Below are 23,301 nucleotides of genomic sequence, written 5' to 3' on the forward strand. Positions count from 1 at the left end.
CCGGGAAAACCGTTACACACTTTTCCTGAAATTGCTCTCCGCGGCGTGGCTACCGTCCTGCGCGAGATAGGCATGAAGCGCCGCGACCACCTGGGCACCCTCGCCGACAGCCGCCGCGACGCGTTTGACCGAACCGCAACGCACGTCGCCGATGGCAAACACCCCGCTGCGGCTGGTCTCCATCTGACCACGTTCCGGTCCGAGCTCGGATCCGGTGCGGATGAAACCCTTGGCGTCCAGCGCCACCTTGCATTGCGCCAGCCAGTCGGTGTTCGGATCGGCGCCGATGAACAGGAAGAGATGGCGGATCGGGCGTGTCGTCTGCTGCCCGCTGACGCGGTTGCGCCAGCGCACCGTGGCAAGATTGCCGTCCTCGCCCTCCAGCGCCTCGATCTCGGTCTCGGTCAGCACCTCGATGTTCGGCTGCGCCTTGATGCGCTCGACCAGGTAGCGCGACATCGAGGCATCGAGGCTGCCGCCGCGCGCCAGCAGCGCCACCTTGCGCGCATGGCTGGCGAGGTAGACCGCCGCCTGCCCGGCCGAATTGCCGGCGCCGACCAGCGCCACCTCCTGGCCGGCGCAAAGCCGCCCTTCGATGGGCGAGGCCCAATAATGCACCGACGTGCCCTCGAACCGCGACAGGTTGGCGACATCGAGGCGCCGGTAGCGCGCGCCGCTGGCGATCACCACCGTGCGCGTGCGCACGGTCTCGCCGTCGCCGACATCGAGCAGGTAGCGGGCGCCCGAATTATCGGCCGCGGCACTCAGCAGCTTGGCTTCGTCCGGGATCACCATTTCGACGCCGAATTTCTGCGCCTGGTTGTAGGCGCGCGCCATCAGCGCCATGCCGGTGATGCCCGTGGGGAAACCGAGGTAGTTCTCGATGCGCGAGGAGGCGCCGGCCTGCCCGCCGAAAGCCCGGCAATCGAGCACGATGGTCGACAGCCCTTCCGACGCCGCATAGACGGCCGCCGCCAGCCCCGCCGGGCCCGCGCCGACAATGGCGACGTCATACAGCGTGTCGGCATCGATCGGCCTGAGCAGGCCGATGCAGCGGGCGAGGTCCTTCTCACCGGGATTCATCAGCAGCCTGCCGTTCGGGCACAGCACGACCGGCAGATGGTGAGGATCGACATCGAAGCGCTCGACCAGGGTTTTCGCGCAGGGGTCGCTGGCGGAATCGAGCACGCGGTGCGGCTGGCCGCTACGGGCGAGGAACCCTTGCAGCCGCAAGACATCGGCATTGCCTGATGGTCCAATGATGATCGGCCCGCTGGTCGCGCTTTCCAGGAGCCCGACGCGGCGCAGGATCAGCGCCCGCATGATGCGCTCGCCGAGATTGGCTTCCTGCACCATCAGGTCGCGCACGCGCCGAGAGGGGATGACGAAGGCCTCGACCGGTTCGGCGGCCTCGGCATTGACCAGCGACGGGCGCGCCGAAAGCTGCGCCAGTTCTCCGACAAAACTGCCCGGACCATGGGTGACGATCGTTTCACGCCGGCCGAGGCCATCCTGGGTGATGTCGACCTTGCCGGACAGCACGACGATCAGGCCGGGCGCGACATCGCCGGCCTTGATGATGTGCTCGCCGGCGGCATAGAAGCTGGCCTCGCCGAACCGGCGCATGTGGTCGATATCAGCCTCGGTCAGCGTGGGAAACGCCTGGTCGCGACGGGCGCCGAAGATTGCGGTGGAGGATTGAGACATGGATGCGAGCGTAGCGAAGCCGTGGCTCGGTTTGAAGCGGTTTGTTTGGTGCCTAGCCGCGAGGGGAGGCCATTCCAAAAAGAAAAAGCCCGGACGAACCGGGCTTTCTTTGTCTGCGTCTCTGAACCATCGAACGGTTCGAAACTGGAATTTGGTGCCCAGAAGAGGACTCGAACCTCCACTCCTTGCGGAACACGGACCTGAACCGTGCGCGTCTACCAATTCCGCCATCTGGGCTGGTGCGGGCTCATGTAAGCGGGCAAGCGATGGCTGTCAACGCGCTTTTTGGACCATGATCCCTAAAGGTGGATTCGGCTTCCGCAAAAGTTCACCCCCAAGCAAAGCTTCAGCCTCCGCTTGCCGGCTCATGAACCCTCAGCTCTCCAGCACTTCCTTCGACGCAACGGTCGAATCGGCATTGAGCTGGTAGATGACCGGCACGCCGGTGCCGAGTTCCAGCTTGACGATCTCCTCGCCCGACTTGCCGTCCAGCGCCATGATCAGCGCGCGCAGCGAGTTGCCGTGGGCGGCGACCAGCACGGTGCCGCCGCGCAGCACGTGCGACTGCATGTCATGCAAATAGTAGGGCCAGACGCGGGCGCCGGTGTCCTTCAGGCTTTCGCCGCCGGGCGGCGGCACGTCGTAGGAGCGGCGCCAGACATGCACCTGCTCCTCGCCCCATTTCTTGCGGGCATCATCCTTGTTGAGGCCGGAGAGATCGCCATAGTCGCGCTCGTTGAGCGCCTGGTCGCGGATGGTCTTCAGATCGCTCTGGCCGACCGCGTCGAGAATGTGCTGGCAGGTCTTTTGCGCCCGCGTCAGCGCCGAGGTGAAGGCGATGTCGAACTTCAGCCCGCGCGCCTTGAGTTTTTGCCCGGCGGCCTTGGCCTCGGCATGGCCCTGCTCGGTCAGGTCGACGTCGCGCCAGCCGGTGAACAGGTTCTTCAGATTCCATTCGCTCTGGCCATGGCGCACGAGCACGAGGGTTCTCGACATATTTGCTCCTACAATCCCTACAAGGTGGATGGTCCGCCTCAGCTCAGGCCGAGCACGTCCCGCATCGAATACAGTCCCGGCTTCTTGTCCCGTGCCCACAGCGCCGCCTTGACCGCGCCGCGGGCGAAGATGGCGCGGTCCTCGGCATGATGGGACAGCGTGATGCGCTCGCCGGTGCCGGCCAGGATCACACTGTGGTCGCCGACCACCGAACCGCCGCGTAGCGTGGCGAAGCCGATCGAGCCTTCCTTTCGCACACCCGTATGGCCGTCGCGTGAACGCACGTCGTTGCCGGCAAGCGCGATGCCGCGCCCGGTGGCAGCGGCCTCGCCGAGCAGCAATGCTGTGCCCGACGGCGCGTCGACCTTGTGCTTGTGGTGCATTTCGAGGATCTCGATGTCGAAATCGTCGGCGTCGAGCGCGCGCGCCGCCTGTTCGACCAGCACCGCCAGCAGATTGACGCCGAGGCTCATATTGCCCGACTTGACGATCGTGCCATGGCGCGCTGCCGCTGCGATCCTGGCATTGTCGTCGGCCGAGCAGCCGGTCGTGCCGATGACATGGACGATGCGCGCCTGCGCCGCGTAGCCGGCGAATTCGACTGATGAGGCTGGCGTGGTGAAATCGAGCACGCCGTCGGCCTTGGCGAAGACCGGCAGCGGATCGTCGCTGATCGGTACATTGATAATGCCGATGCCCGCCAGTTCGCCGGCATCCTTGCCCAGGTAGGGCGAATCCGCGCGCTCGACAGCGCCGATGACGCGAGCGCCCGGAATGGTATGGATGGCGCGGATCAGCGTCTGGCCCATGCGGCCGGCTGCGCCCACCACCACCAGGCCCATATCGCCTGCTTCGCTCATGTGCTCCTCACAGCAGTCTTCTTCGCACGCGTGGCTCGGACCGGAGTTTGGATCGGCTTGCTGTCATCGACAAGCCCCAGCCCCTTCTTGCCCTGGATGCGGTGGAAGCGGGAATAGATGCTGTCCGGGTCGGCCATCAGCGTCGCATGGGTGCCTTCCTCGACCAACCGTCCCTCTTCCAGCACGATGATGTGGTCAGCATTGACCACCGTCGACAGCCGATGCGCTATGACGATGGTCGTGCGGCCTTCCATGACATGGGTCAGCGCTTCCTGGACGCGCGCCTCCGCCTCGTTGTCGAGTGCCGATGTCGCCTCGTCGAGCAGCAGGATCGGTGCCTGGCGCACGATGGCGCGGGCGATCGAGACGCGCTGGCGCTGGCCGCCTGAAAGGGTCGAGCCGCCTTCGCCGACCGGCGTATCGTAACCTTGCGGCTGCTGGCGGATGAACTCGTCGGCTGCCGCCTGTTTCGCCGCCTGCTCGATCTCGGCGTCCGTGGCCGACAGGCGGCCATAGCGGATGTTGTCGCGGATCGTGCCCTCGAACAGATAGGGCGCCTGCGCCACATAGGCGATCGACTGCCGCAGCGAATGCTTGGTCACCTTCGAGATGTCCTGGCCATCGACCTCGATGCTGCCCTGGTCGACGTCGTAGAAGCGCTGCAAGAGCGCCACCAGCGTCGACTTGCCGGAGCCCGACGCACCGACGATGGCCGTGACCTTGCCGGCCGCGGCGGTAAAGCTCAGGTCCCTCAGCACCGGCATGTCGGCGTTGTAGCCGAACGTCACATTGTCGAAGCGCACTTCGCCGGTGGTGATCCTGGCCTCGACAGCGTCGGGCGCATCGCCCTGTTTCGGCTCCAGGTCGAGCAACTCGTAGATCATGCGCGCATTGACCAGCGCCCGCTCCATCCCGACCTGCGTGCGCGCCAGGCGTCTTGCCGGGTCGTAGGCCATGATCAGAGCGGTGATAAAGGAAAACACCGCACCCGGCGGTTGCCCAAGCACCAACGCCCGGTAGCCGGAATAGGCAAGCACGGAGGTAATGGCGAGACCGCCCAGAATCTCGGAAATTGGCGACAGCCGCTCCGAGACGCGGGCAATCTTGTTGTTACGCTGCTCGGCCGTGTCGGCCATGATGCCTATGCGGCGCGCCAGCTCGGCCTCCAAGGTGAAGGCCTTGACGATGGCGATGCCTTGCGTGGCCTCCTGCACGGACCCGTTCAGCCTAGAATTGATCAACACGGATTCCCGGTTGATACGCCGCAGTCGGCGGGTGATGTAGACGACGGCCCAGATCAGCGGAGGCCCGATCAGCAGCGAGCTGAGCGACAACACCGGATCCTGGTAGATCATGACGCCGACGAGAGCGACCAGCGTGACCGCGTCGCGGCTGATGGAGGTCAGTGTCAGCGACAGCAGGTCGCGAACGCCGCCGACATTCTCGCTGACCTGTGCCGCCAGCCGACCGGAACGCGTATCGTTGAAGAAGTTGACGCCAAGCTTCATCAGATGGTCGAAGGCGCGCTTCTGGTAGCGCGCGACCAGATTGTTGCCGATCTTGGCCAACGCGACTGCCTGGCCGTAACCGGCGAAGCCGCGCAGCAGGGAGGCTCCCATGAAACCGGCGCAGATCCAGACGAGCATATCGCCGCGCCGTTCGTAGAAGATCTGGTTGATCATCGGGGCCATGATCCACGCCGTGAAGGCAGTGGTGCCGGAAACAATCAGCAAGCAGCTGACGGCAACGACATAGGTCCAACGATACTCGTTGCCGTTTTCAGCGAGGATGCGGCGGAGCACCGCCGTGACCTCGCCGGGCCGGACTTTTTGTTTGGGAGCTTGAAGTGTCAAATCAGGAGCGCTTTGTGGTTTTCCGCCTCGTAGGATCGGGCTGCGAATTCGGCATCCCTCTTAACGTCATGAGGCCGGCTTGCCTATGCCCGCGGCTGATTAACTTCGTCGCGGGGTCCGAGCGCTTCGCGCTGGCTTTCAGGCCTGCCAGCGGCGGCCCGCCGTCTGGACGCCGAACAGGGAGGGGTTTCGGGCATAGGCGGCAAGGCCCAGAAGTGCCGCCAGCGGATGGGTGATGACATAGACGGGCATGGTGCGCATCAGCGCGCTGTGCGGCGCCTTGTCCTCGAAGGCGGCGCGGAAATTGCCTTCCTTCAGCGCCGGCACGATCTTTTGCGCGATGCCGCCGGTCAAAAACACGCCGCCACGGCTCATGAACACCAAGGCAAGATCACCCGCCGTGCGCCCGAGGCAGGTGACGAAGGTCTCCAGCGCTTCCTGCGCCACCGGATCGGTCTTGGCCAGTGCGGCACCGGTGATCTCCGCCGGCGTGGTAAAGGGCGACGGTTTGCCGTCCGCCGTGGCCACCGCCCTGTAGACGTTGACCAGGCCGCGCCCGCACAGGATCTGCTCGCCGGAAATGCGGCCCTCGAGCTTCTCTATATGCGGAAAAACCTCGAAATCGCGCGGCGTGCGCGGGCCGATGTCCATGTGGCCGCCTTCGCCGGGCACCGGTATCCAGTGGCGCAGCGCGTAGACCAGCCCAGCGACGCCGAGCCCGGTTCCCGGGCCGAGCACGACGCGACCGGCATTGGGCTCCGGCGCGCCACCGCCGATCTTCTCCATATGCTCTTCGCCCAGCGCCACGACTGCCAGCGCCTGCGCCTCGAAATCATTGAGCACGACGATGTCGCTCAGGCCAAGACTGGCGAACATCTGCCTCGGCCTGACGACCCATGGGCAGTTGGTGAGCTCGATCTCGTCGCCATCGACCGGACCAGCCACCGCCAGGACCGCCGAATTCGGGCGGACCGACGAGCGGTCGAGAACGGCCGCCTGGATCGCCTCGTCGATGGTGTTGTAGTTGGCGGTCTGCACGATGGCCGGCTCGCCGGCCTCGGAATTGGCGTCGAGCACGATCGAGAAGCGCGCATTGGTGCCGCCAATGTCGCCGATCAGGATCGGGAACCGCAACGACGTGTCGGTATCGCTTACGCTTGGCATGCTCTGGTCCGTCCCCGGCGCCTCTGACGGCGTTTCGCCGTTCTTCCGTTGACTAGCGTATGAGTTTGAAAAGGGAAACGGTTTTCGAACCCGGCAACTCGCGCAGTGCGGTTCTGAGGCCAAACGGCCACTATTTCGCGTAAAACGGCCCGCTAAACCGATTGAGCCGATCGATGGCGCAGCGGCGATCACTTCATGGGCGGCCGTGGCCGAGGAACGGGCGCGCCCATTCTGGGCGTCGCCGCGAAAGCATTTGCCGCGCTTGGCAAATCGCCACTGGCCGTGCTGGCAGGCTGCGACGGCGCTTCCGGTTCGGGCGCGGCGACCGCGACCGGCATGGCGCCACCGTGATAGGTCGCCGCCTCGGCCGAGGCCGGACCGGGCGCGTCGAGCACGGCGCGGCATTCCTTGGGCAGGTTGGCCATCGTCATCACGTCGCGTGCCTTTGGCGCGTCCGGGTTCTTGTTGGGACGCCACGGTTCTTCCGTGAACCACCAGGCCAGCGGCTTGCCGCAGCCGTCATCGTCCGGCGTCGCGTCCTGCGCCTTGCAGTTGGGCGAGCCCGGCTGGCAGCCGATGCGCATGTGGAAATGATAGTCGTGGCCCCAGAACGGCCTGATCTTGCGCAGCCAGGTGCGGTCGCCCTTGACGGTGTCGCAAAGCTTTTTCTTGATGCCCGGATTGACCAGGATGCGCTCGACCTCGGGGTAGCTCGCGGCGCGCTTCAAAAGCGCCGCGTGCTGCGGCTTCCACAGCGCGTCCTTCACCAGATGCGTCTTCTCGTCGACCATCAAGGTGGCGCTCATCGATTCGCGCTGCGCGATCGACAGCGGCCGGCTGGGCATCGGCGTCAGCCAGATGTCGGCGTCGAGACCGATCTGATGCGAGGCGTGGCCGGTCAGCATCGGACCGCCGCGCGGCTGCGAAATGTCGCCTATGAGCAAGCCTGGCCAGCCGTCGGCCGCGGCGTCACGTGAAAGCTTCTCGATTACGGCGATCATCGCCGGATGGCCCCAGCGGCGGTTGCGCGACGGCCGCATCACCTCCCAGGTCGGGCCATCCATGGGAATGGCGACGCCGCCGGCAAAACAGCCCCTGGAATAGAAGCCGATCGACTGCGCCGCGGTCGCTGCCGGCAGTTTTTCCGCGCCGAACAGGTCTTTTGCCCGTTCCTCTGCCATTGCCGGCTGCACGGCGAGACCAAGCAAACCGAGCACCGCTGCCAGCAGTGATTTCTTGCCGAGCCGCATCGCTGTCTTCATGAAACCGGATCCCCACCGCAATCCCAGGCCCGAATCATAGCACGCAACGCACGACGCTTCGATCGTCAGCCCTTCATCGGGCTGCGTGCCTCGCCGTCGCGCCAGTCACCGCTTGCCCACATATGGTCGAAGGCGACGCGGTAGTCCGGAAAGCGAAAGCGATAGCCCGCCGCCTTGATCGCCGCATTGGCGACACGCTTGTTCTCGCCATAGAAGGACCGCGCCATGGGCGAAAGTTGGGCGGTGTCGAAAGGAATTTCCGGCGGCGGCTCGACGCCCATCAGCGACGCGGCATAGGAAACGACATCCTGCGGCGGCGCCGGCTCATCATCGGTGACGTTGAAAATGCCGCCTGTGTTGCCTGCGATGAGCCGCCAGAGCGCGCCGGCAATGTCGTCGCAATGAATGCGGTTGAACACCTGGCCGGGCTTGACCAGCCGCCGCGCCGTGCCGTTCTCCAGATTGACCAGCGCATTGCGGCCCGGACCATAGATGCCGGACAGGCGCAGGATCGCCACCGGCCGGCCGATATGTTCGCCGAGCTTCAGCCACGCCTGCTCAGCCTCGACCCGCATGACGGAGCGTTTCGACACCGGTCGGCACGTGGCCGTTTCATCGACCCAGGCGCCGCCATGGTCGCCATAGACACCGACCGTGGAGAGATAGCCGATCCATTGCAGCGCTGGCATCCCCGCGATTGCGTCGCGGGCGGCATTCAGCACGGGATCGCCGGCCGCTTCGGGAGCGATTGAAATCACCAGATGCGTCGATTTCTCCAGCGCCTCGCCGATTTCGCCCGTCAGCGTGCCATCGAACGGCAGCGGAGCGATGCCGGCCTGGCGTAGTGCCGCGAATTTTTCCTCGGACCGCGTCGTGCCGAGGATCATGGCAGCCCCCGCATTGGCGCGGGCAAAGGCCCTGCCCGAATAGCCGGCGCCGAAGATGAATATCCGCTTTTCACTCATGCATGCGTCCTGTCTGGCCGCGCCAGGCGCCATTCCTCGCGCACGACGCCATCGCTTTCGGTGTTCAGGCCGCTCGCGGCCCGCTCGGAATATTCGGCATCGGACACCAGCCGCGCCAGCGCCCATATTGCCGCGCCGCGCACCAGCGGCGAGGCGTCGCCGAGCAGCGCACGCACGATGCCGGCCAGGGCGGCCTCGCCGGAATTGCCAGCGGCGATCAGCACGTTGCGGATGAAACGATCGCGGCCGATGCGCTTTATCGGTGACCCCGAGAAGAAGGCGCGGAAGGCCGCGTCGTCCAGTTCGAGCAGTTCGGCAAGCGGCGGCTCGCGCAAATCGGCGCGCGCGACGAGCTTTGCTTCGGAGGCTACCTGGGCGAACTTGTTCCAGGGGCAAGCGGCCAGACAATCGTCGCAGCCATAGATGCGGTTGCCGATCTTTTCGCGGAATTCATGCGGGATCGGCCCTTTGTTCTCGATGGTGAGGTACGAGATGCAGCGCCGCGCATCGAGCCGGTAGGGCGCGGGGAAGGCATCGGTCGGGCAGGCGTCCAGGCAGGCGCGACAGGAGCCGCAATGGTCGATCTCGGCGCGGTCGGGCGCAAGTTCGGCCGTGGTGAAGATGGTGCCGAGGAACAGCCAGGAGCCGTGCTCGCGGCTGACCAGATTGGTGTGCTTGCCCTGCCAGCCAAGGCCCGCGGCTTGCGCCAGCGGTTTTTCCATCACCGGTGCGGTGTCGACGAAGACCTTCACGTCGCCGCCGGCGCGCGACACGATCTTGCCGGCGATTTCCTTCAGCCGTCCCTTCATCACATCGTGATAGTCGCGATTCTGCGCATAGACGGAGATAGCGCCCCGGTCGTGGCGGGCCTGCAGGTCGCGCGGATCATGGTTGGGGCCGTAATTCATCGCCAGCACGATGATCGAGCGCACTTCAGGCCAAAGCGTGGAAGGCTCGCTGCGCCTTTCCAGCGTCTCGGCGATCCAGTCCATCGAGCCGTGAAAGCCGTCGGCGACGAACTCGGCCAGCCGCGCGGGAGCCAGCGGGATCGCATCGGGAGAGGTGACAGCAATGGCATCGAAGCCGGCGCGATACGCCTCCGCGTCGATCAGCGCGCGCAGTTTTGCGGCGTCAGAAGTCGAGGTCCGCATAATGCGACACCGGCGACAGGCCGCGCACACGGTCGGTCAGGAGCGGCCGGAAGGAGGGCCGCGACTTAACCCTGGTGTACCATTCGCGCGCCGCGGCGTGTTCGCGCCAATCGATCTCGCCGAGATAGTCGAGCACCGACAGCGTCGCGGCGGCGGCGAGATCGGCATAGGTGACCCTGCCGCCGGCCAGCCAATGGCGGGTGCCGGCCAGCCAGTTGGTGTATTTCATATGCTGGCGGATGTTGGCGCGCGCCGCACGGATGGCGCCAGAATCGGGCGAACCGCCGCCGGCCGTTTCCGGCATGATCGGCTTCAGCACGCGCTCGCGCACCAGATGGCGAGTGACTTCGCTTTCGGCCTTGTTCAAGTACCAGTCGATCAGCCGGCGGATTTCGGCGCGCTGCATCGGATCCTCGGCGAACAGCCGCTTGTCGCGCTTCAAGACGCCGCGCGTCTCGTCGAGATATTCCGAGATCACGGTCGCGCCGACGATCGGCACGTCGCCTTCAGCGAGCAGGATCGGCAGCGTGCCGGCCGGGTTCAGCGCCAGGAATTCCTTGCGCCGCGTCCACGGCTTTTCCTCGATCAGCGCCAGCTCCTCGCCATACTCGCCAAAGGCGAGGCGGACGAAGCGGCAAGTTGCGAACATGGGATGGTGGAAAAGCGTCAGCATGGTTCCGCGATGATAAAGCGCACTGGCGAATCGCAGGGCGCACCGGTAAGTCTTGGCCGCCCGGTTAGCGGGCCGTCAGGGTGTTGCGACCTATAGGGGCAGTTCAACGCCATGACAAGCAAGCCGTTCTGTTAGCCGTCGCGCAAAAGCCGAGGTAGCCATGGAAAGCCAGACCTTCGTCGAAGCCCTGCTGCTCGGCCTGCTGGAGGGGCTGACCGAATTCATACCGGTCTCCTCGACCGGACATATCCTGCTTGCCGGCCATTTCCTGGGCTTCCATTCGACCGGCAAGGCCTTCGAGATCCTGATCCAGCTCGGTGCGATCCTGGCGATCCTCAGCGTCTACTTCCGCCGCCTGTGGCAGATGCTGCTCGACCTGCCGCACGACCGGCTGACGAGGCATTTCGTGATCGGCATCCTGATCGCCTTCCTGCCGGCGGCGATCATCGGCGCGCTGGCGCACGACTTCATCAAGACGGTGCTGTTCGAATCGCCGAGGCTGATCTGCATCATGCTGATCATCGGCGGCGTCATCCTGCTGGTGGTGGACCGCATGAACCTGAACCCGGTCTATCGCGACGTCGAGCGGTTCCCGACCAGGCTTTACCTGCAGATCGGGCTTTTCCAGTGCCTGTCGCTGATCCCCGGCACCTCACGCTCCGGCTCGACCATCGTCGGCGCGCTGCTTCTGGGCGTCGACAAGCGGGCGGCGGCGGAATTTTCCTTCTTTCTCGCCATTCCGACCATGGTCGGCGCCTTTGCCTTCGACCTGTTCAAGAACCGCAACGTGCTGACCTCAGCCGACCTGCCGGTCATCGCCATCGGCTTCGTCGCCGCCTTCGTCACCGCGCTCTTCGTGGTGCGCTTCCTGCTCGATTACGTCTCGCGCAACGGCTACTCGCTGTTCGGCTGGTGGCGGCTGGCGGTGGGGATTGTCGGATTGCTGGCGTTGATGGTTTGGGGGTGAGGCGTGTTCCGCGAAGCGGACGGAAAGCCAATTGCTTGGCTTTCCGAGCGACGAACGGTGAAGGCCCGGTCCGCCTTCGGGCGGATCAGAAGGTCCAGTGGACCTTTTTTGAAGGAGACTGAACGCCCGAAGGGCAGGGAGCCTGCGAAGGGCGATCAACGCCCGTAGGTAAGCCCTCTCCCTAACTCCTCCCATAAAACGCGTTCTCGACATGCACCGGCCAGTGCCATGGCAGCACTGCGACCATGTCGAAGCGCATCGACAGCCTGCCATAATCCGCCTGGCGCGACAGCCAGATGTCCGCCGCCGCCTCGATGCGGCGCTCCGATTCATGGCTGATCGCCTCCATGGCTTCCATCAGCGTGCGGCGCGCCTTGACCTCGACGAACAGCACCAGGTCGCCGCGCCGCGCGATCAGGTCGATCTCGCCGAAACGTGTGCGGTGGCGCCGCGCCAGAATCCGGTAGCCCTTCAGCATCAGCGCGGCCGCCGCCAGCCATTCGCCGCGATGGCCGCGCCGATAGGCCTTCTGGCGGCTGGCGCTGGGGCGCTCAGCCACTACCCTCTCCGGAAGCGTCCTTGAGTTCCAACAGCCGCCGATAGAGGGCCTGCTTCTGGCCTCCGGTCATCTTGGCGGCTTCCGCCGCTGCCTTGGAAGCCGGCATTTCGGCGGCGAGCGACAAGAGCAGGCGGTCGATATCCGCCGGCTCGTCCGCCTTGGCCTCGGCGGGACCGATGCAGACGACGACCTCGCCCTTCGGCGTGTCGGCCGCGGCATAGTGGTCGGCCAGCACCCGCAGCGTGCCGATACGCATTTCCTCGAAGGTCTTGGTCAATTCCCTGCCGATAGCAGCCTTTCGCTCGCCGCCCAACGCCTCGACCATGGCGCCCAGGGACTCGGCCAGCCGGCGCGGCGATTCAAAGAAGATCAGCGTTGCCGGCACCGCCTTCAGCGCTTCCAACCGCGCCAGCCGCTGACCTGATTTCACGGGCAGAAACCCGGCGAACAGGAAGGCGTCCGACGGCAAGCCGGACGCTGTCAGCGCGGCAAGCGGGGCCGACGGACCAGGGATCGGCACGACACGAATGCCGTGGTCGATCGCCTCGCCGACCAGCCGGTAGCCGGGATCGGAGACGAGCGGCGTGCCGGCATCGGAAATCAGCGCCACGCTCTGGCCGGCCTGAAGGGCCGCGATCAACTTCGGTCCGGCCTCGCCGGCATTGTGCTCGTGATAGGCCGTGGTGCGGCGGCGGATGCCGTAGCGGTCGAGCAGCACGCGCGACACCCTGGTGTCCTCGCAGGCGACGATGTCGGCGGCGGCCAGCGTCTCCAGCGCGCGCAGCGTGATGTCGGCAAGGTTGCCGATCGGGGTCGCCACCAGATAGAGCGCCGGCTCGAGCGGGCGGGCCGGGATTTCGGTCTGCCCGATCACATAGCTGCGTCTGCCCGTCTCATCGGTCACTTGATGCCGTCTCCGTTCAGCCCTGTCTGGCCTGCCAAATCTTGTTTGGCATGGCTGGTGCCGGCTTGCAAAACCCACGCCGATGTAAGGTAACCGCCATTCCTTCGCCACAGTAGGGAACGAAACCGGGTTTGGCAGATTTAGCCCCTGATTCCCAAGGGAGGACAGGATGGACAGCCTGAAGATACAGGACGCTTTCGCGCCCTACTATGCCGGCCGCAACAGTACCTCCCTGCCCAGGGACAAGCGCCTGCCTGCCGAGAACGACGCCAGCCTGACCAAGTGGGCCGCCAAGCCCTTGCCCACCAATGTCAGGCTTTCCGACAACAAACCAGACAGCACGACGGAGCACTGACCGAACGATGCCCAATCGCTTCGATATCTTCATCACCCGTCTTGAAACGAAAAGCGCCAGGGAAGGCGTGCCCCCGCATCCGATGAACGACCAGCACAGCGTTCGCCGCGAAAAGGCTGACGCCAAACCGGCCCGGAACGGAGAGGCGCATTCCGAGAAGGATCGCGGCAAGCGCCGGTTCAAGCACGACGCCTGACGAGATCGCTCACAAAATTGAGGCGCACCGGGACTGAAAAGCTGGTTGGTCCGCGAATGTTGGCCCTTGCGGTCGGCCTTGTCGCCTTCACGTCCTCAGCCGATACAAGAAACAACGCGGAGGCCGGCTCTTCATCAGCCTCCCGAAGCCCACGAACGATCAAGTTCAGGGCAACGGCGGCCAGTGGCCTCTTTGGCAAGACACTTTCGCTTCGAGGCGTGCTGGTCGGCGAAACCGAGGAACGGGAATTCGCGAGAATTCGCTACCCGGCGCTCAACCAACCTATTTCCAGTCGGGACTGGATAACCGTCGAAGGTCTCTCCGCAGCCTACCTGCAACTGGACATTGATCCGCAATTCGCGATGCCGGGCATCCACCTGCATATGCGTTCAGACGATCCAGCCACATCACACTACATGTTCCATAAAGTTGGCGGACAATGGATCCAGGCGCCGCGGGCCATAAAGATCGACGTGTTTTCCTACGCAGGCTGTGGTCTCACCCAACAATCCTGGGAGGACGGCGGCGATTTTCACCATCAGGATTTCTTCTTTGAAGTCGACTCGGGTCCGGATTGCGCGGTGGCCGACGCGTCATGGTCAGGCACGCGCGGCAAGCCACTAGTCATCCCAGATATCGCGAGACCTTGGCCTCGAGAATCCGGATCAGCTCCGGATCCATGAATTCATAATCATCCGGTATGTCGAGGCAGATAACCCGAGCCTGCTTCAGGCTCATCTTGAATTTCTTCTGCAGCTTGGCGCGATGCGCCTTTTCCATGACGAAGATGATGTCGGCCCAGGCGACAAGCTGATGCGTCAGCGGCGTATCCACGTCATGGTTGGTTCCCGCCGACGCGACCTCGATATCCCGACTTTTTGAAAACACCTGCTCGGCGGTCGGACTGCGCAGGCGGTTCTGGCTGCAGACGAAGAGGATATTCTTCAAGGATCAGCGTGCCAGGTCGGCCACCACGGCGTCGAGCACGATCATGCCGGCCGGCGTGGCGCGCAGCCGCGCATTGCCGATCGGCGCCACCAGCCCCTCGCCCTGCAGCATGGACAGCCGCGCGCTCGACAGGCCGCGCCCGGAAAACGCCTCGTAGCGCGAGAGGTCGATGCCTTCGGCGAGCCTCAGTCCCATCAGCAGGAATTCGTCGGCCTCTTCCGAGCGGGTCAGTATCTCGCCGCCGGTAACGCCATGGCCCTTGGCCTCGACAAGATTGGCCCATGTTTCCGGCATCCGCTCGGCTATCGTCACCGTGCGGCGGCCATTCTCGACGAAGCGGCCATGCGCGCCGGGACCGACACCGACATATTCGCCATAGCGCCAGTAGGTCAGGTTGTGCCGGCTCTCGGCGCCCGGCCTGGCGTGGTTGGAAATCTCGTAGGCCGGCAGGCCATGCGCCGCCGTTATCTCCTGCGTCAGCGCATAGAGGTCGGCGGCGTGGTCGTTGTCGGGAATGATGAACTTCTTCGCCGCATGCAGCGCATGGAAGGGCGTGCCTTCCTCGATGGTCAGCTGGTAGAGCGACAGATGGTCGGCGGCATGGCCGATCGCCTGTTCGAGCTCGGATGCCCAGGCCTCCGGCGTCTGGCCAGGGCGGGCGTAGATCAGGTCGAAGGACAGCCTTGGGAATATTTCCCGCGCGAGGCCGATGGCGTGCAGCGCTTCGTCGACATTGTGCAGCCGGCCGAGGAAGCGCAGATCCTTGTCGTTCAGCGCCTGCACGCCGAGCGAGACGCGATTGACGCCCGCCGCCCGGTAGCCGCGAAAGCGCTCGGCCTCGACCGAGGACGGGTTGGCCTCCAGCGTCACCTCGATGCCTTCAGGCACCGTCCAGTTCCTCGCCACGGCGTCCAGGACCCTCGCCACCGTTTCCGGCTTCATCAGCGACGGCGTGCCGCCGCCGAGAAAGATGCTGGTCACCTCGCGCGCCCCGGTGCGCTGGCGCATCGTCGCCAGTTCCGCCTCGAAGGCGGCGGCAAAGCGCTCCTGGTCGACCGGCTGGTGGCGGACATGGCTGTTGAAGTCGCAATAAGGGCACTTGGCCGCGCAGAACGGCCAATGGATGTAGACGCCGAAGCCAGGCGCCCGATCGAGCGGCATGGTCATGCCGGATCCAGTCATGCCGAGCCCAATCGCGGCAAATTCAATCGCGCCTGGGCGAATTTCTGGAAAGCGCGGGCACGGTGCGACAGCGCCGTCGCCTGGCCCGGCTTCCAGCCGTGTTTTTCCTCGGCACTCATCTCGCCGAAGGTTTTCTCGAAGCCATTGGGCAAGAACACCGGATCATAGCCGAAGCCAAGCTCGCCGCGTGGCGGCCAGACCAGCGTGCCTTCGGCCTCGCCGCGGTAATATTCGGCCTCGCCATCGGGAAAGGCGAGGCAAATGACGGCGACAAAGCGGCCCCTGCGCTGTTCCGGCAGAGCGGCGCCGACTTCCTGCAGCGCCACTTCGGTGCGCTGCATGGCCATGGCGAAGTCGCGCGATCCGTCCGGTGTTTCGGCCCAGTTGGCGGTGTAGACGCCAGGCGCGCCATCGAGCGCGTCGACGCAGAGGCCCGAATCGTCCGACAACGCCGGCAGGCCGGTCGCTTGCGCGGCGGCCAGCGCCTTGATGTAGGCATTCTCCTCGAAAGTGGTGCCGGTCTCGTCCGGCTCCGGCAGGCCATAGTCCTTCGCCGACTTCGCTTCGAAGCCGAATGGCCCCATCAGATCGGCGAATTCGCGCAGCTTGCCGGCATTGTGGCTGGCGACGACGATCTTCTTTCCATCAAGAGAATGCATCAAAGGCCCCAGATTCTTGGCTCGGCGAACTCGATCGAATTGCCCGAAGGGTCGCGTATATAGAGCGAACGGCCGCCTTGCGGCCATTCGAATTCGCTTTCGATGGCAATTCTTTTTGCCTCCAGATGGGCTTTCCAAGCCGCGATTTCCGTAGCGCTCGCCGCGAAGCAGAGATGACCTTCGCCGACCGCGCCATGCGGCGGCACTTTCAGCCGAGCATCCGGTGCCGGAGGTATTTTGGTCGCCTCGGCATTGAAGACCAGCAGAACGCCCGGCCCGCAGCGGAAGAAAAGATGTCTGCCGTCCACCTTGCCGAGCAGGTCGAGGCCGAGCACGCCGACATAGAATTCTTCCGCCGCCACCAGATCGGTGACGTACAGGGCTGATTCAAGGATGCCGGAGGGGGTCACCAGAAAATCGATGGCTTACGCCACCGCCATCTGCTGCAGGCTGACCAGGCGCTGAATGCCTTTCTTGGCCAGGCCCATCAATTCCGCGAACTGTTCTTCCGAGAAAGGCTCGCCCTCGGCGGTGCCTTGGATCTCGACAATGCCGCCCTTGCCGGTCATGACGAAATTGGCGTCGGTGCCGGCCGAGGAATCCTCGAGATAGTCAAGATCGATGACCGGCTGGCCGTCATGGATGCCGCAGGAAATCGCCGCCACATGGTCCTTCAACACCTTGGTGACGCTGGCCATCTGCCGGGCTTCCATCCAGCGCAGGCAGTCATGGAGCGCCACCCAGCCGCCAGTGATCGAGGCGGTACGGGTGCCGCCATCGGCCTGGATGACGTCGCAGTCGACGGTGATCTGCTGTTCGCCCAGCGCCTGCAAATCGACCACGGCGCGCAGCGAACGGCCGATGAGGCGCTGGATTTCCAGCGTGCGGCCGCCCTGCTTGCCGGCGGAGGCCTCGCGGCGCATGCGCTCGCCGGTCGAGCGCGGCAGCATGCCGTATTCGGCCGTCACCCAGCCCTTTCCGGAATTGCGCATCCAGCCGGGCACCTTTTCCTCGAGGCTCGCCGTGCACAGGACATGGGTGTCACCGAACTTCACCAGGCACGAGCCTTCGGCGTGCTTGGAGACGCCGCGCTCGAAGGAGATGGCGCGCATTTCGTCGAATTGGCGTTTGGAGGGGCGCATTCGGGCTTCTTTCCAGTCATTTTTCGGAATCGTGGCCGGCTTTTAGACGCATGGGGGGCAGCGCGCAAAGGAAAACGGACCGGTGATCTGACACAGACACCCGGGATGATCCGACACAGAGACCGGGTTGCGCCCGCCGTGCCGAAGTCTATATCCTGAACAAGGAGGTTTTTGGCCGAATGACCAAGGCAATCGATCCCGGTTCGCAACCGCTTGCACTGCAATCACTCGACATGCGCTCACGCGACATCTTCCGGCGCATTGTCGATTCCTATCTCAGGGATGGCGAGCCGGTGGGCTCGCGCAGCCTGTCGCGCATCCTGCCCTCCTCGTTGTCGCCGGCCACCATCCGCAATGTGATGAGCGACCTCGAGCACCTCGGGCTGATCTACGCGCCGCACATCTCGGCCGGCCGGCTGCCGACGCAGGCCGGCCTGCGTTTCTTCGTCGATGCCTTCATGGAGCTTGGCGACCTTTCCGACGAGGAGCGCCGCACCATCGAGGCACAGGTGCGGGCCTCCGGCTCGGGCGCGACGCTGGAGCACATGCTGACCGAGGCCAGCCAGATGCTGTCAGGCATGTCGCGCGGCGCCGGCCTGGTGCTGGCCGCCAAGAACGAGGTGGCGCTGAAGCATATCGAATTCATCCAGCTGGAACCGACCAAGGCGCTTGCCGTGCTGGTGTCGCAGAATGGCGACGTCGAGAACCGCGTTGTCGAACTGCCGGCCGGCATCACCGTCTCGCAGCTGCACGAGGCCTCGAACTTCCTCAACGCCCATATCCGCGGCCGTACGCTGGCCGAGGCGCGGACCGAGATCGCCCGCATCAAGGAAGAGACGCGAGCCGCTCTCGACACGCTGTCGCAGGACCTTGTCGAGAAGGGGCTTGCGGTGTGGGCTGGCGCCGAAAGCGGCCTGCCGGCACGGCTGATCGTACGCGGCCGCGCCAACCTGCTCGAAAACGTCACCGCCCAGGCCGACATCGAGCTGCTGCGGCATCTGTTCGAGGACATGGAGACGCAGGACGGGCTGATCCAGCTGCTCGACCTCGCCGAGCAGGGATCGGGCGTGCGCATCTTCATCGGCTCGGAAAACAAGCTGTTCTCGCTGTCCGGCTCGTCGCTGGTCGTCGCGCCCTATCGCGACAAGGATGCCCGCGTCGTCGGCGCGCTCGGCGTCATCGGCCCGACGCGGCTGAATTACGCCCGCATCGTGCCGATGGTCGATTATACCGCGCAGCTGATATCGCGCATGTTAAGGTAGCGCCCCGGACAGCAAAAGACGGGCAGCAAGGAGAAAAAGAATGGCGCTCGAAGAATTCAAGGCCCGGATCAGCCTGCTGCTCGAGGAGATGGTCAACCAGCCGGAAGACCAGCACGAAATCCAGGAACAGCTGCGCGAAAAACTGCGGGAGATGCGCGCCATGGGCCTGCCCCTGCCCGCGGATCTCGTCGCGCTGGAAAAACGCCTCGACGACGATTTCTACGCTGCCGGGACATAGGCCGGAAACCGGTCTTTCGCTTCCTCAACGGATCGTATGAGGCGGAACTTCTGGACAGACCTGCCGTTGGTTTCCTTCGCGACCAGATGGAGGACAAGATGATCCGATTGGCCGGCCTGGCGCTTCCAGCGCTCCTTCTCGCGACAGCGGCATTCGCACAGCAGGCGGACCAACCGGTGCTGAAAGGCGCGGCCGCCTTCGGCGACTGGCGCGCCGACAAGCCAGGTGTGCGCCGCCTGATCAAGCCGGAAGACCTGCCGAAGCCCTATGTCACCAAATCCGCCTCGAACAGCGCCGGGCTCGCCGACATGCCGGCAGGCGCGAAGCCGCAACTGCCGCCGGGATTCTCGGCCGAGCTGATCGCGGCGGGCATCGACAATCCGCGCGTCGTGCGCGTCGCGCCGAACGGCGACCTGTTCGTCGCCGACAGCGAAGCCAACCAGATCCGCGTCTATCGCCTGTCCAAGGACAGTGCCAAGCCCGCCGAAGACGCCATCTTTGCCCGCAATCTCAACCAGCCCTATGGCATCGCCTTCTATCCGCCGGGCAATGACCCGCAATGGGTCTATGTCGCCAACAGCGACAGGATCGTGCGCTTTGCCTACCGCAATGGCGAACTGAAGGCGGCCGGAGAGCCGCAAACCATCGTCGACAAGATTCCCTCGAACCATCACTGGACGCGCGATATCGCCTTTTCGCCTGACGGCAAGACGCTCTATCTGTCGGTCGGCTCGGGTTCGAATATCGCCGAGGACATGGGCAAGGCGCCGGATGGCGGCCTCGAAGCGTGGGTGAAGTCGAAGCCGCTTGGCGCGACATGGGGCTCCGAGGACGGCCGCGCCGACGTGCTGGCCTTCGACCCGGACGGCAAGAGCGGCCGCATCGTCGCCACCGGCCTGCGCAACTGTTCGGGCATGACCGTGCAGCCGGCCACCGGAGCGCTGTGGTGCGTCGTCAACGAGCGCGATGCGCTCGGCGACAATGTGCCGTTCGAGTACGCAACATCCGTCAAGGACGGCGCCTTCTATGGCTGGCCCTGGTACTATATCGGCGACAATGAGGATCCGCGCCACAAGGGAGCGCGGCCCGATCTCTCCGGCAAGGCAACCATTCCCGATGTGCTGATGCAGGCGCATTCGGCGCCGCTCAACATCGCCTTCTACGACCGCGAGGATTTTCCGGCCGGCACCGGTTTTCCCCAGGACTACAGGGGCGACGCCTTTGTGGCCCTGCACGGTTCGTGGAACCGTGGCAACAGGACCGGCTACAAGGTCGTCCGATTGCTGTTCAAGGATGGCAAGCCGACCGGCGAATACGAGGATTTCATGACCGGCTTCGTGGTCTCCAATGGCGAGGTGTGGGGTCGGCCGGTGGGCGTGGCGGTGGCGAGCGACGGTGCCCTGATCGTCACCGAGGACGGCAACGGCACGATCTGGCGCGTGACCTATGGTGGCGCCCGCTCCTGAGGGATCTTGCCCGGCTGGCGCGCGCCCCCGCACAGGGCGAAGGCCGCGATGTCTGGTGCAATGGATTCCGAACCCAAGGGAATTCAACGGTGGCCCGCTCCATGCGATAAGGCTCTCCGATCCGAGACCGAAACCATGACCCTCACCGGCTTCCTCACCTACAGCGCCGCCCTTGGCATCGCCGCCGCCATCCCCGGCCCCGGCATCACCGCGCTTGTCGCGCGTGCGCTCGGCTCCGGCTTCCGCTCGTCGCTGGCTATGTTCTTCGGCCTGATGGTCGGCGACCTCACCTATCTGACCGCCGTGGTGCTTGGCCTCGCCTTTGTCGCGCAGACCTTCGGCATGGTGTTTCTGGCGATCAAATGGGCCGGCGTCGCCTATCTGGCATTTCTGGGCTGGCGCTTCTGGACCGTCGGCATCACGCCCGAAACGGTTGAGGCCAGGAAGGGCAAGGGCGGACTGGTTTCGAGCTTTGTCGCCGGCCTCGCCGTCACGCTCGGCAATCCCAAGACGATGATCTTCTACCTCGCCATCACGCCGACCATCGTCGACCTGAGGACCATCACGCTGGCCGACTACGGCATTCTCGCCGCGCTGACGGTCGTCGTCCTGTTCGTCGTGCTGGTTCCTTACCTGGCGCTGGCCGCCAAGGCGCGCTGGTTCCTGAAATCGCCACGCGCCCTGAAGGTGCTGAACCGCACCGCCGCCGGCTTCATGGTCGGCGCCGCGGCAGCGATCGCCGCCCGCCAGTAGCACCCTTTCAGCCAAAACATTCCGAGGTCAGGCTTTTCGGCGAAATGCTTTTCCGGGACAAGGGCGTTTTAGACACAGGCCCCACTCGGATATTTTCGGCCGACAGCTTATGTTGCGCGGCTGAAAGCCCTATCTTGCCGCTACAATGCCACTTGCCTGAAATTCTCCACTTGCCTGAAATTCTGGGAGCGAAACCAATGAACAAGCCCGTCACCTCCGCCCGCGCCCCCGGCCGCGGCCGCATCTACAGGTCCATCACCGACACGATCGGCGACACGCCCCTGGTACGGCTCGACAAGTTCGCCAAGGAAAAGGGGATCGTCGCCAACCTCGTGGCCAAGCTCGAATTCTTCAACCCGATCGCCTCGGTCAAGGACCGCATCGGCGTGGCGATGATCGAGGCACTGGAGGCGGCAGGCAAGATTTCCCCCGGCAAGACGACATTGATCGAACCGACGTCGGGCAATACCGGCATCGCGCTCGCTTTCGCCGCCGCCGCCAAGGGCTACAAGCTGATCCTGACCATGCCGGAGACGATGTCGGTCGAGCGCAGAAAAATGCTGGCGCTGCTCGGTGCCGAACTGGTGCTGACCGAAGGTCCTAAAGGCATGAAGGGCGCCATCGCCAAGGCCGACGAGCTGGCCGCGACGATCCCCAACGCCGTCATTCCGCAGCAGTTCGAAAACCCCGCCAATCCGGAAATCCACCGCAAGACGACAGCGCAGGAAATCTGGAACGACACCCAGGGTGAGGTCGACATCTTCGTCGCCGGCATCGGCACCGGCGGCACCATCACCGGCGTCGGCCAGGTGTTGAAGAAGCACAAGCCATCTGTGCATGTCGTTGCCGTCGAGCCGGAAGCCTCGCCGGTGCTGTCGGGCGGCCAGCCCGGCCCGCACAAGATCCAGGGCATTGGCGCCGGCTTCGCGCCAAAGATCCTCGACACCACGATCTATGATGAGATCGTCAAGGTTTCCAACGAGGATTCGGTGGCCAATGCGCGTCTCGTCGCCCGCCTCGAAGGCGTGCCGGTCGGCATTTCGTCGGGTGCTGCCCTGCAAGCGGCAATCGTCGTCGGCTCGCGGCCCGAGAACAAGGGCAAGACCCTGGTCGTGGTCATTCCCGACTTCGCTGAACGCTATCTGTCGACGATCCTGTTCGAAGGGCTGGGGGCGTAATCCGCCCCCCTTCGACGAACCGCCGCTCCTCGCTGGACCGTTCAAAAGGCTTCCGTGGCGCCAGCGATCCGGCTTGAGCAGCACCCTGCTTCCGGTTCATATCGCCCACGGCCTGCTTTGCGCGGGCCGGGGAGGAATTCATGTACAAGCTCTATACCCGTCCGGGCAGCGGCGGCTTCGTCGTCGAGGCCGCGCTGGCGCTGGCGAACGCGCCGTTCGAGCAGATCGACGTGCCGAAGTCCGACCGGCCCGATCCGGCATTCCTCGACATCAGCCCGCTGAACCAGGTGCCGGTGCTGACCTTGCCGGACGGGCGCTCGATGACCGAATCGGCGGCGATCTGCATCCTGCTTGCGGAACGCCATCCCGAGGCCAGCCTGGCGCCGGCGATCGACGCGCCGGCCCGCGTCGAGTTCCTGCGCTGGATGGCGTTCATGTCGTCGGTGCTCTACCCCGCGATCCTGCGGCTGTATTACGCCTATCGCTACACGGCCGATGCCGACGGCACGAAAGCCGTCAAGCAGGCGGCCGTCGCCGAGATGGACCGCGGCTTCGCCGTTCTCGATGCCGCCTTGCGCGGCCGTGACTGGCTGGTGGGTGAGGCGATGTCGCTGGCCGACATCTATCTCGTCATGCTCGTGGCCTGGCATCCCGACATCGACAGCGCGCGGACGGCATGGCCTGATATTGAACGCTTGTGGGCGAAGCTGCGCGAGCATCCACTGCTGAAGACGCTCAACACGTCGCACGAGATGTGGCCGGGCTAGAGCAGTTCACCGTTTCATGGAAACGGCGAACTACCCTAACTCTTTGTTTTGACGCAATTCCGGACGGAAAACCGTTCACACTTTTCCTGGAATT

The 23,301-nt window shown here is 64.7% G+C and carries 26 protein-coding genes and 1 tRNA gene; 10 read left to right on the forward strand and 17 right to left on the reverse strand.

The window, feature by feature from the left end:
• Nucleotides 1-12: 12 nt before the first annotated feature.
• The 10 genes from EB231_RS03995 to EB231_RS04040 form a co-directional block, all read right to left on the reverse strand.
• On the reverse strand, nt 13-1,707 hold the full coding sequence (locus EB231_RS03995) for an FAD-dependent oxidoreductase (protein ID WP_172347692.1): 1,695 nt from the start codon (nt 1,705-1,707) through the stop codon (nt 13-15).
• Between the two features lie 152 nt (nt 1,708-1,859).
• A tRNA-Leu gene (locus tag EB231_RS04000) sits at nt 1,860-1,944 on the reverse strand.
• 138 nt (nt 1,945-2,082) lie between these two features.
• Nucleotides 2,083-2,703, reverse strand: a complete 621-nt coding sequence (locus EB231_RS04005; RefSeq protein WP_172221636.1) for a 2,3-bisphosphoglycerate-dependent phosphoglycerate mutase — start codon at nt 2,701-2,703, stop codon at nt 2,083-2,085.
• 38 nt (nt 2,704-2,741) lie between these two features.
• Nucleotides 2,742-3,563, reverse strand: a complete 822-nt coding sequence (gene dapB, locus EB231_RS04010; protein WP_172347693.1) for a 4-hydroxy-tetrahydrodipicolinate reductase — start codon at nt 3,561-3,563, stop codon at nt 2,742-2,744.
• Complete coding sequence (locus EB231_RS04015; protein WP_172347694.1) at nt 3,560-5,416, reverse strand: ABC transporter ATP-binding protein; 1,857 nt, start codon at nt 5,414-5,416, stop codon at nt 3,560-3,562. The genes dapB and EB231_RS04015 overlap by 4 nt, the downstream gene beginning before the upstream one ends.
• A 138-nt stretch (nt 5,417-5,554) precedes the next feature.
• Nucleotides 5,555-6,580 (reverse strand): glucokinase, encoded by a 1,026-nt coding sequence (locus EB231_RS04020; RefSeq protein ID WP_172347695.1) that lies wholly within the window; start codon nt 6,578-6,580, stop codon nt 5,555-5,557.
• Nucleotides 6,581-6,768: 188 nt separating this feature from the next.
• Entirely contained in the window at nt 6,769-7,842 is a 1,074-nt protein-coding gene (gene mepA / locus EB231_RS04025) for a penicillin-insensitive murein endopeptidase (protein WP_172347696.1), read from the reverse strand.
• Between the two features lie 65 nt (nt 7,843-7,907).
• Nucleotides 7,908-8,807: an SDR family oxidoreductase gene (locus EB231_RS04030; protein WP_172347697.1), complete on the reverse strand. Its 900-nt coding sequence runs from the start codon at nt 8,805-8,807 to the stop codon at nt 7,908-7,910.
• Nucleotides 8,804-9,958 (reverse strand): tRNA epoxyqueuosine(34) reductase QueG, encoded by a 1,155-nt coding sequence (queG, locus tag EB231_RS04035; RefSeq protein ID WP_172347698.1) that lies wholly within the window; start codon nt 9,956-9,958, stop codon nt 8,804-8,806. Before queG ends, EB231_RS04030 begins: the two co-directional genes overlap by 4 nt.
• Nucleotides 9,939-10,631: a glutathione S-transferase family protein gene (locus EB231_RS04040; protein WP_010912586.1), complete on the reverse strand. Its 693-nt coding sequence runs from the start codon at nt 10,629-10,631 to the stop codon at nt 9,939-9,941. The genes queG and EB231_RS04040 overlap by 20 nt, the downstream gene beginning before the upstream one ends.
• A gap of 160 nt (nt 10,632-10,791) precedes the next feature.
• On the opposite strand from EB231_RS04040, the gene EB231_RS04045 reads away from it, so the two are divergent.
• Entirely contained in the window at nt 10,792-11,598 is an 807-nt protein-coding gene (locus tag EB231_RS04045) for an undecaprenyl-diphosphate phosphatase (protein WP_172347699.1), read from the forward strand.
• Nucleotides 11,599-11,779: 181 nt separating this feature from the next.
• Here the strand turns inward: EB231_RS04045 and EB231_RS04050 are convergent, their stop codons facing one another.
• Entirely contained in the window at nt 11,780-12,157 is a 378-nt protein-coding gene (locus EB231_RS04050; protein ID WP_172347700.1) for a YraN family protein, read from the reverse strand.
• Nucleotides 12,150-13,061: a 16S rRNA (cytidine(1402)-2'-O)-methyltransferase gene (rsmI, locus tag EB231_RS04055; RefSeq protein ID WP_172347701.1), complete on the reverse strand. Its 912-nt coding sequence runs from the start codon at nt 13,059-13,061 to the stop codon at nt 12,150-12,152. The genes EB231_RS04050 and rsmI overlap by 8 nt, the downstream gene beginning before the upstream one ends.
• A gap of 169 nt (nt 13,062-13,230) precedes the next feature.
• Here rsmI and EB231_RS04060 point away from each other — a divergent pair, with 169 nt between their 5' ends.
• From EB231_RS04060 to EB231_RS04070, 3 genes are read left to right on the forward strand one after another with little or no spacing between them, the layout of a single operon-like run.
• Nucleotides 13,231-13,416 carry a hypothetical protein gene (locus tag EB231_RS04060; RefSeq protein ID WP_172347702.1) on the forward strand — a complete coding sequence of 62 codons (186 nt, stop codon included), beginning with the start codon at nt 13,231-13,233 and terminating at the stop codon, nt 13,414-13,416.
• Nucleotides 13,417-13,423: 7 nt separating this feature from the next.
• Nucleotides 13,424-13,612, forward strand: coding sequence for a hypothetical protein (locus EB231_RS04065; protein ID WP_172347703.1), 189 nt, complete (start codon nt 13,424-13,426; stop codon nt 13,610-13,612).
• A gap of 56 nt (nt 13,613-13,668) precedes the next feature.
• Complete coding sequence (locus EB231_RS04070; protein ID WP_172347704.1) at nt 13,669-14,295, forward strand: hypothetical protein; 627 nt, start codon at nt 13,669-13,671, stop codon at nt 14,293-14,295.
• On the opposite strand, the gene EB231_RS04075 is transcribed toward EB231_RS04070, so the two are convergent.
• Genes EB231_RS04075 through rph form a run of 5 tightly spaced genes read right to left on the reverse strand, consistent with a single transcriptional unit; the run spans nt 14,237 to nt 17,543 of the window.
• On the reverse strand, nt 14,237-14,560 hold the full coding sequence (locus EB231_RS04075; RefSeq protein WP_172347705.1) for a low molecular weight protein tyrosine phosphatase family protein: 324 nt from the start codon (nt 14,558-14,560) through the stop codon (nt 14,237-14,239). The two genes, EB231_RS04070 and EB231_RS04075, sit on opposite strands and share 59 nt — an antisense overlap.
• 3 nt (nt 14,561-14,563) lie before the next feature.
• Nucleotides 14,564-15,727 carry a radical SAM family heme chaperone HemW gene (gene hemW / locus EB231_RS04080; protein WP_246740872.1) on the reverse strand — a complete coding sequence of 388 codons (1,164 nt, stop codon included), beginning with the start codon at nt 15,725-15,727 and terminating at the stop codon, nt 14,564-14,566.
• An 11-nt stretch (nt 15,728-15,738) separates the two neighbouring features.
• Nucleotides 15,739-16,401: an RdgB/HAM1 family non-canonical purine NTP pyrophosphatase gene (gene rdgB / locus EB231_RS04085; protein ID WP_172347707.1), complete on the reverse strand. Its 663-nt coding sequence runs from the start codon at nt 16,399-16,401 to the stop codon at nt 15,739-15,741.
• Entirely contained in the window at nt 16,401-16,811 is a 411-nt protein-coding gene (locus EB231_RS04090) for a VOC family protein (RefSeq protein ID WP_172347708.1), read from the reverse strand. Before EB231_RS04090 ends, rdgB begins: the two co-directional genes overlap by 1 nt.
• Nucleotides 16,812-16,826: 15 nt before the next feature.
• A complete protein-coding gene (gene rph / locus EB231_RS04095; RefSeq protein ID WP_172347709.1) occupies nt 16,827-17,543 on the reverse strand; it encodes a ribonuclease PH in 717 nt (238 codons plus the stop codon).
• A 179-nt stretch (nt 17,544-17,722) separates the two neighbouring features.
• Between rph and hrcA the strand changes: the two genes are divergently transcribed.
• The 6 genes from hrcA to EB231_RS04125 all read left to right on the forward strand — a co-directional run bounded on the left by hrcA (nt 17,723) and on the right by EB231_RS04125 (nt 23,207).
• Complete coding sequence (gene hrcA, locus EB231_RS04100; protein ID WP_010912575.1) at nt 17,723-18,805, forward strand: heat-inducible transcriptional repressor HrcA; 1,083 nt, start codon at nt 17,723-17,725, stop codon at nt 18,803-18,805.
• Nucleotides 18,806-18,845: 40 nt separating this feature from the next.
• The gene (locus EB231_RS04105; RefSeq protein ID WP_013892036.1) at nt 18,846-19,043 is read left to right on the forward strand and encodes a hypothetical protein; all 198 of its coding nucleotides are present in this window, start codon (nt 18,846-18,848) and stop codon (nt 19,041-19,043) included.
• A 98-nt stretch (nt 19,044-19,141) separates the two neighbouring features.
• Entirely contained in the window at nt 19,142-20,509 is a 1,368-nt protein-coding gene (locus EB231_RS04110; protein WP_172347710.1) for a PQQ-dependent sugar dehydrogenase, read from the forward strand.
• Between the two features lie 135 nt (nt 20,510-20,644).
• Nucleotides 20,645-21,262, forward strand: a complete 618-nt coding sequence (locus EB231_RS04115) for a LysE family translocator (RefSeq protein WP_172347711.1) — start codon at nt 20,645-20,647, stop codon at nt 21,260-21,262.
• Between the two features lie 197 nt (nt 21,263-21,459).
• Entirely contained in the window at nt 21,460-22,440 is a 981-nt protein-coding gene (gene cysK / locus EB231_RS04120) for a cysteine synthase A (RefSeq protein WP_172347712.1), read from the forward strand.
• 140 nt (nt 22,441-22,580) lie between these two features.
• Entirely contained in the window at nt 22,581-23,207 is a 627-nt protein-coding gene (locus tag EB231_RS04125; RefSeq protein WP_172347713.1) for a glutathione S-transferase family protein, read from the forward strand.
• Nucleotides 23,208-23,301: the final 94 nt, after the last annotated feature.

Source organism: Mesorhizobium sp. NZP2298, assembly GCF_013170825.1.
In the GTDB taxonomy this organism is placed as follows: Bacteria; Pseudomonadota; Alphaproteobacteria; order Rhizobiales; family Rhizobiaceae; genus Mesorhizobium.